Below are 18,244 nucleotides of genomic sequence, written 5' to 3'. Positions count from 1 at the left end.
TGCGGCAGTGTTCGGACGGTTCCTTCGTGTTAGAGTCGATCGTGTACTATGTGCCGACGATTCCGGACGTCTGGAGCACGGACCGCTACCAGCACGCCCTCGGACTCGTTGAGGCGGCCGACGAGTCCATCGTCGTCAGCAACGCCCCGGTCCCCGACGCCCTCGCCAAGAGGACCACGACGCGCATCGTCGACGCCGAGGGCGTCCTCGACAGGGGGCGTACCGCCGCGTCGGTCGCGACGAGTGCCCCCGATTCGACCACCTTCGTCACCTCCTACCACTACGAGGCGGTACTCGCAGGATTTATAGCGAAACAGTACGGCGTCCGCTGGGTACCGGACGTCTACGAGACGCCCGCCCAATACCGACTCAACCAGCCACGGACGTACCACCAGGTGACTGCCCGGGGTCTCGCTGGCCTGTTGCACCGGGCCGGACGCGCTGTCCACTCGTTCCACCCTGAGACTCCCTATCAGTACGGTTCCGACCGTCGATTCCTCCCCAACGGTGCGCCGGTGTCCATCGTCGATCCCGAATATGCCGACCGATCGACGCTCCACGTCGCGTGGGTTGGGAGCCCTCGACTGGACCGGGGTGGGGAACTACTCGTGGAGGGGCTCGCGAGGACTGACTCGTCATTGCTGGTCGATGTCTACGGGACTACGGACCCCCGCGTCGAATCGCTGGCGGTCGAACTCGGAGTCGACGATGTCCTCCGATTCAATGGGCGCGTCCCTCACCGGGAGGCGCTTGACGGCGTCCGCGAGGCCGATGTCGGTTATTGCGTCCTCCCACCGCGGACCGACTGGCAGTACGCTCCGCCCATCAAGGTCGGGGAGTACCTGGCGGGGGCGACGATTCCTCTCGTCTCCGACTTCCCAGGGATGCGCTACATCGCGAAGGACGCCGGTCGGTACGTCGCCCCGAGAGCAGATGCCGTCGCGACGGCCCTTGACGACCTATCGGCGCTCTCGCTCGCCGACCGGCACGGACTGGCGGAAGCGGCCCGCGAACGAGGGGAGGAGATTGCGTGGGAGGAGGTCCGTGCCGAGTTCGCTCATCAGGTTGGTGTCCGTTGACCCGGTCGCTCCATTACCGGTAACCGAGTGCCGAGAGCTGCTCGTTCACGTCCGCGTCAACGCTCTGTTTGGTCGTACGCTCGCCGTCGACCACCGCCCACGGGACGGTCGTCAAGTTCGGATGTCGGAGCCCTGGCGGGTGGCCCCACTGCCGGAGCGGCACTGGATAGATTCGCTCGCCGACTAGGTTCCCGTGGTCGGCTGTAAGGACGGTTCGTTCGCCGAACTCCTCGGCTAGCGGCTCGGCGACTTCCAGCACGTACCGCAGATTCTCGGCGTAGGCCTCCCAGACATCGTCGAGGGCTGCCTTCCCTTGTCGGAGTGCCTGCCACACGTTACTCGGGCCGCCATCGCTCCCATCAAACTGGAGCTCTGGTGCCGAGAGGAAGGGATAATGAGGTTGACAGAAGTGAACGATAAGTCGAGCGTCGGGGTGCTCCTCGCGGGCGTGACGAGCGGCCTCCGCAACGGGTTCTGCCGGTATGAGTCGTCGTTCCTCGTCGTACGCATCCCGCCACACGTCGATGAACTCCCTGAACGCCCCTGTGACGTTCTCCGAGACGACGGCGTTCCCGTTAACGTATATCGTGTCGCTGTGAGCGCGACCGTAGAATTGCTGGCCGACCCACTCCTTGGTCGCGCTGGCGCCACTGTTCACCTCGGTGTACTCGTCAAACCGAGAGACGTCGGCTACCTCCCGGAACAGGTCCGCACGACACCCGTCCAGAACGAACAGTGAGTCCCAGTCCTCATCTAGAATGCGGGTGTACCCCTGCCCGGCGTAGCGGAGGCGGTGGAGAGGGAAAAGGGCGTACTGTTTCGTCTGGTTGTACCACCACATCGGACTGTCGTAGTACTCGGCCAGCTCCTCGTACTGTTGAGTGAGGTGCGTGTTGAGGGCAGCCCGGATGGACATACCGCGGATAGCGATGAGGAATACAAAGCGTTGTCCGTCCGCACCGACGAACACGGCCGGGAGCTTTTATATCGAGCCAGCAATCTGAGGAGGCATGGCCGCTCTTTCCGATCTTGCCAAGCGTGGCACGGTCAACAACGTCTTGATATTCGTTGCGGACAGCCTCCGCTTCGACTCTCTTCCATCACGAATCGCCCAGCGAGGCGTCACGGCACGGACGGTGGCGGCCAGTACGTACACTGCGACGAGCATCCCTTCGATGGCGTCCGGTCTGTATCCGGCAACGCACCGCGTCTGGAGTTTCGACGATGTCCTTCCCGAGACGCCCGAACTGCTGGCGGGTGAGCACTGCGGTACCGACCTCCGGAACGTCTGGGACCACGTGGAGTCGCCTGCGGAGAAGCCGCCGAATCGCATCCTCCGTGTGACCGAAGAGCGCACCTTGGAGGGCCTCGGCGAACCGTTTACGCTCCTTGTCCACGACAAGGGTGCACACGCCCCCTACGACTACACCAACGTCCGGTGGGACACCTCTCCCGAGTTCTTCCGTCACTTCGCCGGGCGCGACCAGGAACTCCGGAACCTCTACCAGCGGGGTGCGACGACGGCCGCGGAACGGTTTGAGGGACTGGTCGACATGCTTCACGACCGCGAACTGTACGATGACACGCTTGTCGTCTTCACAAGCGACCACGGTGAGTTGCTTGGGGAGCCATCTCGCGGCGGCGTCTACGCTCATGGCGCGCCGGTCTGTCCCGAACTCGTCTCTGTGCCGACCGTCTTTATGGGGGCTGGCCTCCCAGAAGGCGAAGTATACGACGAACTCTTATCGGGCGTAGACCTCGCGCCGACAGCTATCGCCGCACGTGGCGAGACCGTCCCCGACGATGTCGAGGGGGTGGATGTCTGGACCAAATCGCCCTCGGCGGACAGAGTCGTCCGTTCCGAGTTCTGGGCGAAAGGTGGTCGAGTCTCTTACGGGGCGAGTTCAGCCTGGAATCGGGACGGCGGAGTCGTCCGTCACCACGGGCGTGCCAGTGAGCGCGTCGCGTTCGCAATCCACCGGAAACTCGTCAAGGGTGCACAGGCACCGGCGAACCGTTCACGTTCGCCGTACCAGATGTGGCGCCTCCTCCGCACATTCGGCGACCGTGAACTCGTCTACGGGTCGGTAGACCCCCAGTCCCTCCGGCCTGCGCTAGTTGAGGAGTTTCGGCCAAACGACTCGACATCGGACGTCGCCGCCGCGTCGAAAGAGCAACTTGAAGCGTTGGGCTACCTGGAGTAAGTCGTCACGGCTTGCGGTCCGCGAGCGCTATCGGGGCCGTCTCGTACTTGCCGAGACGCTCGCACAACGCCTCGAACGCCTCGAACCCGTCGGCCAACTGCATACACGCAGGGTGTGCCAGTACCGTCGCCGTCTCCACGTTATCGACGCACTCCAGCACCCAGTCGACCCACTCGTCGGGCGACACCGCGTCGGCCCCGAACGGCCCCTCGAAGTCGCTCTCGGCGACGAACGCTGGCGTCCGGAACGAGTGGTAGACGTGGTCGTGGTCGGGTGGCGTGTTGATGGGGAGGACACGGACGCCGTCCTCCTCGCGCGGTTCGCCGCCGGGTTCGACGGCGTCGGAGAAGTGTGTAACGCCGTAGCGGGCGAGCAGTTCCGCGGTGTTCGAGTCGTGGCGGTAGGCGTGGTCGCGCCACGAGCGGACGTCGACGCCCACCTCCTCGAACGCGGTGAGCGTCCGCCGAATCTCCCACGCCTGGAACGGGCGAGGGCCGTTCCACGACCCCGTCAGCCCTCGCCAGAGCTTGTGAACCGGCGTGCTGAACGCGTAGTAGTTGTGACCGCCGAGTTCGACGTTGTTCATCGCGGCGAGCGTCCGCGCTCGCTCCGGTTCCTCGCGGAGCGCCTTCCCGGTGACGAACAGCGTCACCGGCAGGTCGTGGTCGTCGGCGATGTGCGCGTACTCGACGGCCGCCTCCATCTCCGTCCCGTCCACGTACGCTTGGTCGCGGGTCTCTAACGACATGTGGTGGACGTCACCGGTCAGGCAGACCGTCATTCGAGGTAGCCGAGGTCCTCCAGTCGGTCCTGCACCGCCTGATCGGAGGCGCTGTCGACGGCCGACGCGGGGATGGGGTCGCGCTCGGCGGGTGCGTCGTCGCCGAACAGGTCGAGCGCGCGGCCGTCCATGTCCGTCGGGACGGCACTGCCGACGCTCCGGAGGACCGTCGGGGCGACGTCGAGGATGGAGATGGTCTCGTCGAGTGCGCCCGACACCTCGGGACCCGAGGCGAGGAACAGGCCCGTACGGACGTTCTCGGCGGCCCACGTTCCGGGGCCGTCAAAGACGGGGTTGTCGCCGATGGCCCCGCTGGTGTGGACGCCCTCGCGCTGGTCGAAGACGACGTTGGGGGCTTCGTCCACGTGCGACCCGCTGTAGGCCTCCTCGCGGCGCAGCACCTCGCTGGCGACGGGGCGGCCCTCCCGGTTCCGCAGGTTCTCCAGGTCGCTCACCAGCGACTCGACGGTCTCCTCGTCGTCGTCCACGACGTAGATCAGGCCCTGCCCGCTGGCGATGGCGCTGGTCTCGTCCCAGTTCACGCGGTCGAGCTTCTGCTCGCGTTTGAACCCCTCCTCGTCCTCCGGGACGGAGCTCTTCAGCCGCTCCGGTGCGAGTCTGACCACGAGGTCGTGGACGCCGAACCGGTGGGCGAGCGCGGAGACGCGTTTCTTGTTGAGTCCGACGCGACCGAACAGGTCCGACGCGCTGCGCTCGGTCGAGAGGTAGCCCATCGATTCGAGCCAGCTGTTGGCGTTGAAGACGGTGTCGATCTCCGTACAGCCGTGGTCGGACATGAGCATGAGCGTCGCCTCGGGGTGCGCCTCTCGGAGTTCGCCCAGGTGGTCGTCGATGACCTCCCACGCGCGACGGGTCGGCTCGCCGCGCCAGAAGAAGTGCTGGAGGACGTTGATGTAGAAGACCGTGCAGTGGGCCACGTCGACGGGCCGTTCGTCGACGAGGTCGCGGAACGTCGAGAGTCGGTCGTCGATGAGGTCGACGACCGCGTCGGCCGCCTCGCTGTCGCTGTCGGCCGTGACCGGCACGTCCGGGTGGAGTCGGTAGCCCCGGCCGTCGAGGTCGTCGCTCAGCTCCGGTGGGTCGGTGTACTCCTCCTGCTCGCTCCCCGGTCCGCCGGCGACGAGGAAGCCGTCCAGCTCGAACGGTGGGTACGTCATCGGGACGTTGACGATACCGGCCGTCTTCCCGTCCTCGTTGAGGTAGTCCCAGTAGTTCGCGCTGTCGAACGACCGCGAGGTGGGCGTCGTGAGCGTCCGGTTCGCGGTGTCGATCTTCTCCCACCAGAACACGCCGAGTTTGCCGGGGTTCTTCCCGGTCGTGTAGCACCGCCAGTTCGGGCAGGTGACTGGCGGGAGACAGCTCTCCATCTCCGAGTAGACGCCGTCGTCGCGCAGCGCATCGACGTTCGGGAGCCGTCCCTCGTCGAGCCACGGGCGGAGCAGCGCCCAGTTCGCGCCGTCCAGACCGACGACGATGGTGTCGGGCATACTAGCTCGCCGTATGTCGGTCGAATATAAACCAGTACTGGGCTTCGCTCAGCGGCCGAACCGCGCGTCGAACGCTTCGTAGCGCTCGGTCACCGTCGTCTCCAGTCGGCTCTCGAACGCCTCGCGGGAGAACTCTTCGGCACGCTGCCGGTCGGCGTCGAACGGGTCGGCCTCGAACCGCTCGACGGCGTCCCGAACGCCAGCGCCGGTGCCGTCGTGACGCAGACCGATTCCCTCGTCGACGAACATGCTCGGGAACCCCTCGTCGCGGGCGAGACACGCCGCCCCCGCGGCGACGGCCTCGACGGGGACGATGCCGAAGTCCTCCGCGACGCCGTTGAAGACGACCGCGCGGCTCTCGACCAGCAGGCGGCGTTTCTCGGCGGCGTCGACGAACCCGAGGTAGCGCATGTTCGGCGCGCGGTCGATGCGGTCGAGGACGTCGCCGGGCACGTCACCGCGTGGGCCGACGAAGTCGAGGGGCTGGTCGAGTTCTTCGAAGGCGGCGACCACCTCGGGGACGCCCTTCTCGACGTCGAGGCGGCCGAGGTGGAGGTAGCGGTCGCCGCGTTCCCGGTCGAGGTGACCGAGCGCCGCCACGTCGATAGGCGGGTACAGCACCTCCGCGTCCCGGTCGTAGAACTTCCACAGTCGGCGGGCGATGACGGGGCTGTTCGCGAGGTAGCCGTCGACCCGGTCGTCGACCGCGGCGTCGCGGAGCCGGAGGTACCGGACCAGCGGTCGAGCGAGCACGCCGGGGAGACCGTCGGTCCGGTCGTGGTACCGGTCGTACAGTGTCCGCGGCGGGGAGTGACAGTAGTTGAGGTGGAGCGTCTCGTCGGGGGTGAGGACCGCTCGCGTCGTCGCGCCCGATGTGACGAGGACGTCCGGCGGGCCGTACGCTCGCCAGTCGACGTCCTCCCAGAGGGCGTACTCGAACACGCGGTCGATACGGGCCTGCGCACGCCGGAGGGGTTCGAGCGCGGCGTCGTCGAGCAGATCGTAGAACTCGACGTCCGGGTACGTCTCGCGGGTGCCGACGTCCGGAACGCCGAGCGTGTAGATGCGGTCGCAGTCGAGGGCGTCGGCGAGAGCGACGGCGACGGCTTCCGCCCCGCCGGGGGAGTCGATGCCCCAGTGGGCGACCGCCACGTCGAGGTCCGCGAGCGAGACCATACCACCGACTGCTGGCCTCCGGACCAAAAACGCACCGAGTACGGTCGGTGGTGTCGCTACCGCCGGACGGGGTCCGTGTGGCGCCCCGTCGAGCCACGTCCGCTAAACCGCTCGCCCGCCTACTACGTCCCGTGACCCTCACCGCCAAGCCCCTACGACCGACCGACGGCGACGACCTGCGCGACGTACTCGCGACCCACGACCTGGTCCTCGTGGAGTTCTACACCGCTGGCTGTGCGATGTGCCAGGCGATGGAACCCGTCCTCGGCACTGTCCAGCGTGCGACCGAGGTCACCGTGGCGATGGTGAACCCCGGCGACGACATCGGACTGGTCGAGACGTACGACGTGCGCTCGGTACCGACGCTCGTCCTGTTCGAGGACGGCGCGGAAGTCGCGCGACTGGCCGACGGCTTCCAGGGTGCGGAGTCCGTCGTCGAGTTCCTCGACACGCACACCGAGGGCGTGTCGGTCTGACCGGGCGCACGCGGAGCGTGGCCACCCGATAGCTGCCGCCGCGTCGGGAGCGAACCCACACCGTTTTCACCGCCCCCGCGACAGTCTCGAAGCATGACTGCGGAGGGTATCGTCGGCCAGTATCTCGCGCTCAAGGAGGAGACGGACGCGGACGTGCTGGCGATGCAGATGGGCGACTTCTACGAGTTCTTCCACGAGGACGCCGAACTCGTCGGGCGCGAACTGGACCTCAAGGTCTCGGAGCGCTCGTCGGGCGGCGACGCGTACAAGATGGCGGGCGTCCCGCTGGACGACCTCACGCCGTACCTGTCCGCTCTGGTCGAACGCGGCTACCGCGTCGCCGTCGCCGACCAGTACGCCACCGAGGACGGCCACGAGCGCCGCATCGAGCGGGTCGTCACCCCCGGCACGCTCCTCGAGACGAACGACGCCGACGCGCGGTACCTCGCGAGTCTCGTCTCGGACGGGAGCGCCGACGGCGGCACCGGGAGCGACGCGGGGGACGACGCGTACGGCCTCGCGTTCGTCGACGTCACCACCGGCAGATTCCACGTCACGGCGGTCGCGGACGCACCGGCGGTCCTCACCGAACTGTACCGCTTCGCGCCGACCGAGATACTCCCCGGCCCAGCGGTGCGGACCGACGACGACCTGCTCGCCACCGTCCGCGAACGGACCGACGCGACCCTCACCCTGCACGCGACCGAGGCGTTCGCACCCGGTAAAGCCCGACACGTGCTCCGCGAGCAGTTCGGGGAGGTCGAAGAGAGTCTGGGACTGGACTCGACGCTCGCCGTACAGGCGGCGGGCGCGGCGCTCGACTACCTCGCCGAGACGGGGACCGGCGCGCTGGCGTCGGTGACGCGCCTCGGGACGTACACGCCGGACGACCACGTCGCCGTCGACGCGACCACCCAGCGCAACCTCGAACTCACCGAGACGATGACCGGCGCGGGCCGGTCGCTGTTCGAGACGGTCGACCACACCGAGACGAGCGCGGGCCGTCGCCTCCTCAAGCAGTGGCTCGGCCGCCCTCGACGCGCCCGAGGCGAACTGGAGCGCCGCCAGGCGTGCGTCGGCGCGTTCTGCGAGGCCGCGCTGGCCCGCGAGGAACTCCGGGAGACGCTCTCGGAGGCGTACGACCTCGAACGGCTGGCGAGTCGGACGGTGTCGGGGAGCGCTGGCGCGACCGACCTGCTCCGCGCGAAGGAGACGCTCGCGCTCGTCCCTCGACTCGCCGAGACGCTCGACGCGACGCCGCGACTCGCCGACTCGTCGGTCGCCGACGTGCTGGACCGCATCGACCGCGATGCGGCCGCGGACCTCCGCGAGACGCTCGACACCGCCCTCGCCGAGGACCCGCCGAACACCGTCACGCAGGGCGGTCTGTTGCGTCCCGAGTACGACGAGGAACTGGCCGACCTCGTCGCGCGCCACGAGGAGTGCGTCGAGTGGTTCGACACGCTCGCCGAGCGGGAGAGCGAGCAGACGGGCATCGCCCGCCTCTCCGTGGACCGCAACAAGACCGACGGCTACTACATCCAGGTGGCGAAGTCCCAGGCCGACGCCGCCCCCGAGCGCTACGAGGGCATCAAGACGCTGAAGAACTCCCAGCGGTACGTCACCGACGAACTCCGCGAACGCGAACGCGAGATACTCCGCCTCGAAGAGCGGCGCGGCGACCTGGAGTACGAACTGTTCGAGGAGCTGCGCGAGGACGTCGCCGGCCACGCCGAACTGCTGCAGGACGTGGGGAGAGCGCTCGCGGAACTCGACGCGCTGGCGTGTCTCGCCACCCACGCCGTCAAGCACGACTGGACGCGCCCGGAACTCGTCGAGTCGGGACCGCTGCACATCGAGGCGGGGCGGCATCCGGTCGTCGAGACCGACGTCTCGTTCGTCCCGAACGACCTCCACCTCGACGCCGAGCGCCGGTTCCTCATCGTCACCGGGCCGAACATGAGCGGGAAGTCCACCTACATGCGTCAGGCGGCGCTCGTCACCCTGCTCGCGCAGGTCGGGAGCTTCGTCCCGGCGCGCTCCGCGACGGTCGGCGTCGTCGACGGTATCTACACCCGCGTCGGCGCGCTCGACGAACTGGCGCAGGGCCGCTCGACGTTCATGGTCGAGATGCAGGAGCTGAGCAATATCCTCCACAGCGCCACCGAGGACTCGCTGGTCATCCTCGACGAGGTGGGCCGCGGGACGGCGACCTACGACGGTATCTCCATCGCCTGGGCTGCCACCGAGTATCTCCACAACACCGTCGGCGCGAAGACGCTGTTCGCGACTCACTACCACGAACTGACTGGTCTCGCCGAGCACCTGCCCCGCGTCGCGAACGTCCACGTGTCCGTCGACGAGTCGGACGGCGAGGTGACGTTCCTCCGGACCGTCGAGGAGGGGGCGACGAACCGCTCGTACGGCGTCCACGTCGCGGACCTCGCGGGCGTCCCCGACCCCGTCGTCCGCCGGGCGGGCGACGTGCTCGACCGCCTGCGCGAGGAGAAGGCCATCGAGGCGAAGGGGTCGGGCGGCGGCGAGACGGTCCAGGCCGTCTTCGACCTCGGGTCGGGCGGCTTCAGAGGCGGCGCGAGTGCGGACGGCGGGACGCCGTCGTCGTCCGGTGCGACGTCGTCCGACGCGGCATCGCCCGATTCGACATCGCAGTCGCCCGACCCGGAGATGGAGTCGGTACTGCGAGAACTCCGCGAGACGGACGTGAACGAGACGCCGCCGGTCGAACTCATGTCGAAGGTCCAGGAGTGGCAGTCGCGACTGGACGACCGGTAGCGTCGGGTCGTTCTCACCGCCGACCGGTCCGGGTCGTCGGCATCTCCGACTGGTTCGGTTCGACGTCGTTCTCGACGTGGCGACCGAACAGCGTCACGTCCAGTCGACCCGTCACCTGACGCTGTCGTTATCGTGCACCACGACCCAGAGTATTGTGCGGAGGTCGCAGACCCCCTGCGGCGTACAGTCGCCAGTTCCGGCACTGTCCGTCGCGTCCGAAGGTATCGACATGGTTCCATCGTCCCCAGACAGACCGAATCGCGAGTCCGAGCGCTACGTCTCGTACTACGACCCGACCGGGTCGCGGAAGCTCAGTACCATCCTCGTCCACAGGCTGGCCGACCTCATGGGTACGGACGTGCGACGTGCCGAGCGGGTGCTCTACGAGAGCATCGACCCGGTTTCGCTCGACCGACTGTTCCAGCAGCGCCACGACGGGAGCGCACGCTACGACGGCCTCACCAGGTTCAGGGTCGACGGCTACGCCGTCGTCATCACCGCCGACGGGCGAATCGAGATCACCCCACACGACCCGCCCGAGGAGTGACGACTCTCACGCTCTCGCGACGCCGCCGTCGGCGTGTCGAGCGCCGATAGGCGGGTAGCGGATGGGCAGGTAGCTGAAACAGGCCGCCGATAGGCAGGTAACCGCTGCGTACGTCACCGACGGCCCCGGTCAGAGGCCGGAGTTCGGCGATAGCTCCCCGGCGCGTTCGAGGCGCTCGTAGAGGTAGTAGGAGTAGCCGACGGTGACCGCAGCGGTCGCCAGTGCGGGCACGAGCAGGAAGTACACCGCGTAGTCGCCGACTAGGAGGCCGACCAGCGAGACCAGCGCGGTGAGTTTGAACAGCCGACCGGCGAGCCGGTGGGTCCGAGCCCACACCTCGTCGCTACTGAGCGTCCACGGCGTCCGGACGCCGACGAACCAGTTGCGTTCGGCGTGGCCGAGCAACACGCCGACGTAGTAGAAGAGCAGGGCGACGCCCGCGAGGACGACCTGCGTAATGTCGACGTCGTAGCCGAGGTTGAACGCCAGCGTTCCGAGGTGGACCAGGAGCATGAACGCCGCGAAGACGACGACGAACCAGTCGTAGTACGGCCGGAACTCGCCGATGTTCTCACCGAGCGGGTCGAGACGCGGAATCACGGCGAACAGGCCCACCAGGAACGCCGACAGGAGCGGCATCAGCGCGAGAGCCGGGAGTTTCGCCATCGTTCCGTCCGGTTCGCCCGCGGCGTTCCAGTGCGTGACCACCTGGTCGGGGAGCGACGGCGCGGCGAGGACGCTCGCGACACCGCCGAGGGCGACCAGTCCGGCGGCCAGTACGAACCGACGAGTTGTGTTCATTGTCGATGATAGGTGTCGAGCGACGATGAATCAGTGGGTGGTTCTCGGACGACGGCGACGACATCCAGCGTACGAATTTGAAATAAATAACCGCAATCATACAATCGGGCGCCGTCGGGTTTCGTCGGGTCGGACTACGCAGACTCGACTGCCGAGTGACGTCTGCCCGGCGGCCGTCGTCGGCCGCCTCCGCTGCCCGTGTTACCGACCCGCTGGCGGTTCCAGCGACCCGACGAACCACGCCGTCACGACGACACGCCGGCGTCGTCCACGAGGTTCCGGACGTGTCGGTGCGTGTACTCCACGTCGTACGTCTCGGCGATGTGTCGCCGAACGAGCGACACCGACCAGGCGTCCGCGTCGTACCCGGCCGCTGTGGGGGGTTCGTGGAGCGTCGCGTCGAGTTCGCGTCGTTCGTTCTCGTCGAGTTTCGGCGGCCGGCCGGGACGTGGCCTATCGCGCACCGCCTGCTCGATTGGTTCGGCTTCGAGACGGTCGAACCAGGCGTAGATGGTGTTCTCGCGCATCCCGAACCAGTCGGCGACGACCGGCACCGAGTGGCCGCGTTTGTACAGGACGGCGACCATCAACCGCTTCGTCGCCTTCGCGGACGTCGCCGCGTCGAGTGCGTCGAGCAGGTCCGCGACCGGGACGCCTTCGAGTCGAGCCATGTCGACTCCAGGAGGTCGCGGGTAATGAGTCTGCGTGTTTTTCTTTCCGGATTCGTTCCCGATGGGTTTACAACACCTTTTTGCACTCCACTGTCGTGAGTCCGACCATGGACGCGGTCAAGACATCGGAGCACGTCGCTTCGGTCTACGCACGGAACATCGGTGGAATCGACGAGACGTCGGTGGATATCCCACCCGGCGTGACGGTGTTGACCGGTCGCAACGCGACCAATCGAACGTCGTTCCTGCAGGCCATCATGGCGGCGATGGGGAGCGACAACGCCTCGCTGAAGGGCGACGCCGAGGAGGGACACGCGGAACTCGAAATCGCCGGCGACGAGTACGTCCGGACGTTCACACGGTCGAACGGGAACGTCTCCGCCGGCGGCGACCCGTACCTCGACGACGCGACGGTCGCCGACCTCTTCGCGTTCCTCCTCGAATCGAACGACGCCCGGCAGGCGGTCGCCCAGAGCGCCGACCTCCGCGAGCTCATCATGCGGCCGGTCGACACCGACGCCATCCAGGCCGAGATTCGAGACCTCGAGGCGGAACGGGACCGTCTCGACGACGAACTGGAGGAGCTGGAGGAGCTGAAGGACGACCTCCCCTCCCTCGAAGAGCGACGGACGAGCCTCGAGACCGACATCGAGGAGAAGCGTGCCGAACTCGCCGAGAAGGAAGAGGAGATCGCCGACCAGGACGCCGACGTGGGCGAGACCCAGGAGGAGAAACGCGAACTCGAGTCGCGGCTCGACGACCTCCGGAACCGACGCTCGGACGCCGAGCGCATCCGCTCTGACATCGACGTCCAGCAGGAGAGCATCGAGTCGCTGACGAGCGAACGCCGCGAACTGGAGGCGGAGCGCGACGACCTCCCCGAGACGCCGATGGGCGAGCACCAGGAGCTCGACGGCGAGATAACGCGCCTCCGCCAGCGCAAGGAGGCCCTGGAAGCCGACATCAGCGAGCTCCAGAACGTCATCGGGTTCAACGAGGAGATGCTCGAGGGCGGGGACGACACGGTCGGGAGCGCCCTCCGGGAGGAGGAGACCGACGGCTCGGTCACCGACCAGCTCGTCGCCGACGACGGCGTGGTCTGCTGGACCTGTGGCTCGACGGTCGAGAGCGACAGCATCGAGTCGACGCTCGACCACCTCCGCGACCTGCGCAAGGAGAAGCTGGAGACCATCCGCGGCATCGAGGACGACCTGGACGACCTGAAGGCCACCCAGCGCGAACGCGAGGAACAGCAGCGCCAGCGCGAGAACGTCGAGCGCCGTCTCGCGGACGTGACCGACGAACTGGACCGGCGTCGCGAGGCGCTGGAGTCCCTCCGCGAGGACCGCGAGGAGCTGAACGAGGAGATCGAGTCCCTGGAGGAGGAGGTCGAGTCGCTCGAATCGGAGGACTTCAGCGAGATCCTCGACCTCCACCGGGAGGCGAACCAACTGGAGTTCGAACTCGGTCGTCTGGAGTCGGACCTCGACGATGTCACCGACCGCATCGCGACCGTGGAGGACCGCCTCGCCGAGGAGGACCAGCTCCGCGACCAGCGCGACCAGCTCACCGAGGAACTCACCGACCTCCGCACCCGCATCGACCAGCTCGAAGCGGGTGCCATCGAGCAGTTCAACGACCACATGGACGCCGTGCTCGGTATCCTCGACTACCAGAACCTCGAACGCATCTGGATCGAACGCGTCGAGCGCACGGTCCGGGAGGGCCGGCGGAAGGTGGACAAGAGCATGTTCGAACTCCACGTCGTCCGGTCGACGGCGTCGGGTGCGACGTACGAGGACACCGTCGACCACCTCAGCGAGTCCGAGCGGGAGGTGACGGGGCTGGTGTTCGGCCTCGCGGGCTACCTCGTCCACGACCTCCACGAGACGGTGCCGTTCGTCCTGCTCGACTCGCTGGAGGCCATCGACTCCGAGCGTATCGCCGACCTCGTCGCCTACATCGCCGACTACGCGGAGTTCCTCGTCGTCGCGCTCCTCCCCGAAGACGCGCAGGCGCTCGACGACGAGTACACCCGCATCACCGACATCTGAGGGGCCACCACACCGCTCACTCTCGCTCCGCTCTCCCTGCTTCTCGCCGCGCTGCCGTCTCTCGCTGCCCCGCCGCACCTCACCAACTCGTCGTCACTCGCGGTCGCCGGGTCACCTCGACAATCGACCGACTGCGCGGCCGCATAACAAACGTACGACTGTCACGCCTCGCTCGACTCGCAGTCACAGCCACCGCGCGCCAGCAGGTCGTCGATGCGGTACTGCGCGCCACACTCCTCGCACAGCACCTCCACGTCGACGAACAGGCGGAACTCCCCGAGTCGGATGCGACCGGTGTTCCGCAACTGTTCCAGGCTGCGGGTGGTGACCGAGCGCAGCCGGGTCCGGAGTCGCTGGATGGTGTCGGTGACCGTCTCGACCCGGTCGGCGTCGCTCGTCTTCTCGTACTCCGCACCGCGGTACTCCTTGAGGTAGGTGCGGATGGCCTGGTACGTGACGAAGTCCCGCTCGAGCTGGTCGACGTCGACGCCCTCCCGGTCGAGACGGCTCCGCGCCTCGGTCCGCATCCCACTGCTCACGTCGTCGTCTGTCAGCAGGCGGTAGAAGTTGTCCACCTCGCCGTCGACCATCGACATGTCCGCCCGCGTCATCGCGGCGTCGAGGACACGTCTGTTGAACAGGTCGGCAAGGTCACGGAGACTCATCCGCTCGCTGCCGTCGGCCGTCCAGCGCCGTTCCAGACGCTCGCCGAACGTCGACCCGAGGTCGTACTCGTCGATGAGGCGTGCGACCTTGCTGGAGGGACGTCCGCCCGTGTCGTCCTGCGAATCGTTCATTGGGATATCGGAGGTTGGTCGTTAGGCTACTTGTACCTGTGCCACCGCGGTCGGCGTCTCCGAGGTCGGTGTGCGTTCGACCCTTTCGAACAGGAAATATGGGCGGTTGGCGGTCACTAATTCGCCGCTCCGACTGGATAGCGCGCACGAATCGCTATTTTGGCTTCTCAATCCGGGCCGAAACGCCGTTCTATCTTGCCGAACAATATACCACCCAGGTTTTCGGGGGCCTCGTTCGCAATGGCGGTCCGGTACGACCGTTCTCGCCGTCCGGCCGCCGTGCCTCGTCGGTCCGTATCGCCACTCGACGTCGTCGGTCTCGTCGCGTGCCGCTTCCTATCTCTAGCTATCTCTGCCCCAAGCGTCCGGTTCGGAAGCAACCGTTCGAACGCCTCGAATAGCGTGGTCTGCGTGTGCCACTTCGGCGCGCCCGTGTCCGACGACCCCGGAACGCCCGACGCGGTCGGGAAGTCGCTGGGCAGCCTCGCGTCTCCACAGCACCTCGGCGGTGTAGGCGTCACCGACCCCGCGGAGGAAGCAGGTCTCTCGAAGGGGACGGTACATAGCCACTCCGCGACGCCGGCGAGGAAGGGACACGCCGTCTCCGACGACGGACCGCATCGACGTCGACCCCGACGGGACGACGAGGAGAACCGTTCCTGACGAAGGGCCGGGGACTGCTCACCGGGAACGCCTGGCAGCGGCGCGACGGCTCCCGAGATAACAGTCTTAGACCCGTTATCCGACGGGGACCGACTACCTCTCCCGTCGAACCGAGACGGCCGGTAGAGCCGTGTACGAGTCCATTCCGCATTCTCGGCCGGACGCGTTCGTAGGTCACGAACGACCCGACGGTGCGTCGCACTGGCCGCCTGTCGTGACCACCCGACACCGCACCGACGATACTTCGGGAGCGGAACGACACTCCGACCGTGGCTGGTTCGAGCCGACGGCCGACGACCTCAGTCGAACGTCGGCAGGTCCGTGGCCGTGCCCGCCATGTTGACGTTCACCTCGACGACGTTGGCGGCGTTGGTGACCCGCTCGATGACGAAGTCGTGGTACTCCTCCTCGCGCATGCGGTTGACCGGCCCGGAGACGGAGATGGAGCCGAGCACTCGTCCGCTCGCGTCCCGGACCGGTGCGCCGACCGCCTGGAGTCCCTTCACCTCCTCCTCGTCGTTCGTCGAGTAGCCGCGCTCGCGAACCCGTTCGAGGTCGGCGAACAGGGCGTCGCGGTCGGTGATGGTGCGCTCGGTCTTCCGTTCGAGTCCGTAGCGGTCGACGATGTCGTGGACGCGCTCCTCGGGGAGGGAGGCGAGGATGGCCTTGCCCGTCGCCGAGAAGTGGAGGAAGTCCGGGCGCTGGAGCTTCGAGGTCTGGTAGTCGCTGCCGACGGCCTTCTCGCCACGCACCTTGTAGAGGTTCACGCCGAGACCGTGCTGTTCGGTCGCGAGGTGGGCGTACTCGCCCGTCTCCTCGGCCAGCTCTTCGAGGACCCGGTTACCGTGCCGGTACAGCACGTGGCGATTGCGGACGTACTCGCCGAGCAGGAGGAACTGGAGGCTCAGCTCGTACGTGGTGCCCTCTTTCACGACGAAGCGCTCCTCCTTCAGCGTCGCGAGGTGGCTGTACACCGCGCTCTTCGACATGCCGAGTCGGTCGGCGAGTTCGGTGACGCCGGCCCCGTCCAGCTCCTCCAGTGCGCGCACGACGTCGAAGGCGTGCTGTACCGTCGTGAGCGTGCGGGTCCCGGTCGGCGGGTCGCGGTCGGTCATACGGACGGTGTGTCACGGAGGCACAAAGGCGTTTGCTATGTGCGGAATCGAGAGTCTCCACTCCAACCCCCGAACCGGCCGGATTCGAGCTATCTCAACAAACCAGCGCGAACGGTGCACACGTTCGCGCAGAACGCCGTTTCCGACCGGTCTGTGACCGAATCGCGTTCGCTATGTGAGAACACCCCGTCGTTAGGCTCGGAGTGGCGGGTAGCGGCGCTCTCGGACGGTTTCGAGAGGACGGTAGCGACGAGTGACGGGGCCAGTCGGGGGTCTGCGGTCGCCGGGTCGCCGGGTCACCGAGTTGCCGAGTCGCCGATTCGTCAGTCGGCGGCGAGGTCGGCGATCGCGCCAGCGAGCACCTCGGTCGCCGCGGCGCAGTCGCTCCAGTCGGTCCACTCGCGGGGGTTGTGCGAGACGCCGTCGCGCGACGGAGCGAAGAGGAGACCGGCGTCGGTGACGTTCGCGAGGTGCATCGTGTCGTGGGCCGCCCCGGAGTGGAGGTCGGTCGTCGTCACGCCGCGGGCCGCGCCGGCGTCGTGGAACGCCTCGCGGACCCGGTCGTCCATCGGGACGGGCCGACGCTCCCACGGCCGCTCGAACGTCGTCTCGACGCCACGCTCGCGTTCGAGGCGGTCGAGACTGTCGCGGGCGGCGGCGACGATGGCCTCGACCGAGTCGTAGTCGACGTCGCGTACGTCGACGGTCACCTCGACGCGGCCGGAGATGACGTTCGGCGCGTTCGGCGCGACGTCGAGGTGGCCGACGGTCCCCACCGCCGACTCGGAGACCTCGGTCCGGGCCTCGGCGGCACGCTCGACGTCCAGGACGAACTCGCTGGCGGCGGCGAGCGCGTCGGCGCGTTCGCCCATCGGCGTCGTTCCCGCGTGGTTCGCTTCCCCCGTCACCGTGACCGAGCAGCGAGCGAGGCCGGTGATGCTGGTGACGACACCGGCCGGAACCGCGGCCGCCTCCAGTCGCGTCCCCTGTTCGACGTGGAGTTCGACCCAGGCGTCCCACTCGCTCGCGTCGAGTCGTCCCTCGCCGTGGTAGCCGATGGCGGCGAGCGCCTCCTCCAGCGTCTCGCCGTCGTCGTCGAGCGAGAGCGCCGCTTCGAGCGACGTGTCGCCGCTGGCGACGCTGCTGCCGACGAGGCCGCCGCCGAACCGCTGACCCTCCTCCTCGGTGAGGCTCACCACCTCGACCGGTCGGGCGAGGTCCGCGTCGTCCTCCCGGAGCGCGCGGACGGCTTCGAGCGCGGCGTAGACGCCCAGCGGGCCGTCGAAGATGCCGCCCTCGGGGACGGAGTCGAGGTGGCTCCCGGCGGCGACCGGTGCGGCGTTCGGGTCCGCCCCGTCGGGCGTCCACCGACCGACGACGTTGCCGACGGCGTCGACCCGGACCGCGAGTCCGGCGTCCTCCAGTCGGTCGACGAACTGGTCCCTGGCGGCTCGGTCGGCGTCGGTGCCGGTGAGTACGGTGCGGCCGTGTCCCGGCCCCTCGACGGCCCCGAGTGCGGCGTTCGCCTCGAGGTCGTCGCGGAGTCGTGCCTCTCGGATGGGCATGTTGGATACCGCGT

Annotated in this window: 16 protein-coding genes; 7 read left to right on the top strand and 9 right to left on the bottom strand. The window is 67.7% G+C overall.

What is annotated here, in order from left to right; all coding sequences use genetic code 11:
• The first annotated feature begins 26 nt into the window (after positions 1-26).
• Positions 27-1,079, top strand: coding sequence for a glycosyltransferase family protein (locus MX571_RS02695; protein ID WP_247414055.1), 1,053 nt, complete (start codon positions 27-29; stop codon positions 1,077-1,079).
• 13 nt (positions 1,080-1,092) lie between these two features.
• Here the strand turns inward: MX571_RS02695 and MX571_RS02690 are convergent, their stop codons facing one another.
• Positions 1,093-1,995, bottom strand: coding sequence for a hypothetical protein (locus MX571_RS02690; RefSeq protein WP_247414054.1), 903 nt, complete (start codon positions 1,993-1,995; stop codon positions 1,093-1,095).
• Between the two features lie 94 nt (positions 1,996-2,089).
• Here MX571_RS02690 and MX571_RS02685 point away from each other — a divergent pair, with 94 nt between their 5' ends.
• On the top strand, positions 2,090-3,283 hold the full coding sequence (locus MX571_RS02685; RefSeq protein ID WP_247414053.1) for a sulfatase-like hydrolase/transferase: 1,194 nt from the start codon (positions 2,090-2,092) through the stop codon (positions 3,281-3,283).
• Positions 3,284-3,287: 4 nt separating this feature from the next.
• Here MX571_RS02685 and MX571_RS02680 read toward each other — a convergent pair whose 3' ends face one another.
• Genes MX571_RS02680 through MX571_RS02670 form a run of 3 tightly spaced genes read right to left on the bottom strand, consistent with a single transcriptional unit; the run spans position 3,288 to position 6,748 of the window.
• Positions 3,288-4,031, bottom strand: a complete 744-nt coding sequence (locus tag MX571_RS02680; protein WP_247414052.1) for a polysaccharide deacetylase family protein — start codon at positions 4,029-4,031, stop codon at positions 3,288-3,290.
• A gap of 29 nt (positions 4,032-4,060) precedes the next feature.
• Positions 4,061-5,572, bottom strand: a complete 1,512-nt coding sequence (locus tag MX571_RS02675; protein WP_247414051.1) for an alkaline phosphatase family protein — start codon at positions 5,570-5,572, stop codon at positions 4,061-4,063.
• A gap of 48 nt (positions 5,573-5,620) precedes the next feature.
• Entirely contained in the window at positions 5,621-6,748 is a 1,128-nt protein-coding gene (locus MX571_RS02670) for a glycosyltransferase (RefSeq protein WP_247414050.1), read from the bottom strand.
• A gap of 131 nt (positions 6,749-6,879) precedes the next feature.
• Between MX571_RS02670 and MX571_RS02665 the strand changes: the two genes are divergently transcribed.
• The 3 genes from MX571_RS02665 to MX571_RS02655 all read left to right on the top strand — a co-directional run bounded on the left by MX571_RS02665 (position 6,880) and on the right by MX571_RS02655 (position 10,564).
• Positions 6,880-7,224 carry a thioredoxin family protein gene (locus tag MX571_RS02665; protein WP_247414049.1) on the top strand — a complete coding sequence of 115 codons (345 nt, stop codon included), beginning with the start codon at positions 6,880-6,882 and terminating at the stop codon, positions 7,222-7,224.
• 93 nt (positions 7,225-7,317) lie between these two features.
• Positions 7,318-10,017 (top strand): DNA mismatch repair protein MutS, encoded by a 2,700-nt coding sequence (gene mutS / locus MX571_RS02660; RefSeq protein ID WP_247414048.1) that lies wholly within the window; start codon positions 7,318-7,320, stop codon positions 10,015-10,017.
• A gap of 229 nt (positions 10,018-10,246) precedes the next feature.
• Positions 10,247-10,564 (top strand): HalOD1 output domain-containing protein, encoded by a 318-nt coding sequence (locus MX571_RS02655; protein WP_247414047.1) that lies wholly within the window; start codon positions 10,247-10,249, stop codon positions 10,562-10,564.
• 129 nt (positions 10,565-10,693) lie between these two features.
• Here MX571_RS02655 and MX571_RS02650 read toward each other — a convergent pair whose 3' ends face one another.
• The gene (locus MX571_RS02650; protein ID WP_247414046.1) at positions 10,694-11,365 is read right to left on the bottom strand and encodes an SdpI family protein; all 672 of its coding nucleotides are present in this window, start codon (positions 11,363-11,365) and stop codon (positions 10,694-10,696) included.
• Between the two features lie 245 nt (positions 11,366-11,610).
• Complete coding sequence (locus MX571_RS02645) at positions 11,611-12,036, bottom strand: helix-turn-helix domain-containing protein (RefSeq protein ID WP_247414045.1); 426 nt, start codon at positions 12,034-12,036, stop codon at positions 11,611-11,613.
• A gap of 107 nt (positions 12,037-12,143) precedes the next feature.
• On the opposite strand from MX571_RS02645, the gene MX571_RS02640 reads away from it, so the two are divergent.
• Positions 12,144-14,090 carry an archaea-specific SMC-related protein gene (locus MX571_RS02640; RefSeq protein ID WP_247414044.1) on the top strand — a complete coding sequence of 649 codons (1,947 nt, stop codon included), beginning with the start codon at positions 12,144-12,146 and terminating at the stop codon, positions 14,088-14,090.
• Between the two features lie 161 nt (positions 14,091-14,251).
• On the opposite strand, the gene rdfA is transcribed toward MX571_RS02640, so the two are convergent.
• A complete protein-coding gene (gene rdfA, locus MX571_RS02635; RefSeq protein ID WP_247414043.1) occupies positions 14,252-14,887 on the bottom strand; it encodes a rod-determining factor RdfA in 636 nt (211 codons plus the stop codon).
• 432 nt (positions 14,888-15,319) lie between these two features.
• Between rdfA and MX571_RS02630 the strand changes: the two genes are divergently transcribed.
• The gene (locus MX571_RS02630; RefSeq protein WP_247414042.1) at positions 15,320-15,550 is read left to right on the top strand and encodes a hypothetical protein; all 231 of its coding nucleotides are present in this window, start codon (positions 15,320-15,322) and stop codon (positions 15,548-15,550) included.
• Between the two features lie 299 nt (positions 15,551-15,849).
• Here the strand turns inward: MX571_RS02630 and MX571_RS02625 are convergent, their stop codons facing one another.
• Both MX571_RS02625 and MX571_RS02620 read right to left on the bottom strand, forming a co-directional pair.
• Complete coding sequence (locus MX571_RS02625) at positions 15,850-16,665, bottom strand: IclR family transcriptional regulator (protein ID WP_247414041.1); 816 nt, start codon at positions 16,663-16,665, stop codon at positions 15,850-15,852.
• A gap of 323 nt (positions 16,666-16,988) precedes the next feature.
• Positions 16,989-18,230, bottom strand: coding sequence for a M20 family metallo-hydrolase (locus tag MX571_RS02620; protein ID WP_247414040.1), 1,242 nt, complete (start codon positions 18,228-18,230; stop codon positions 16,989-16,991).
• Positions 18,231-18,244: the final 14 nt, after the last annotated feature.

Source organism: Halomarina salina, assembly GCF_023074835.1.
GTDB classification, from domain to species: Archaea; Halobacteriota; Halobacteria; order Halobacteriales; family Haloarculaceae; genus Halomarina; species Halomarina salina.
Note: the sequence above shows the minus strand (reverse complement) of the source record. Positions and strands in the feature narration are given on the sequence as shown.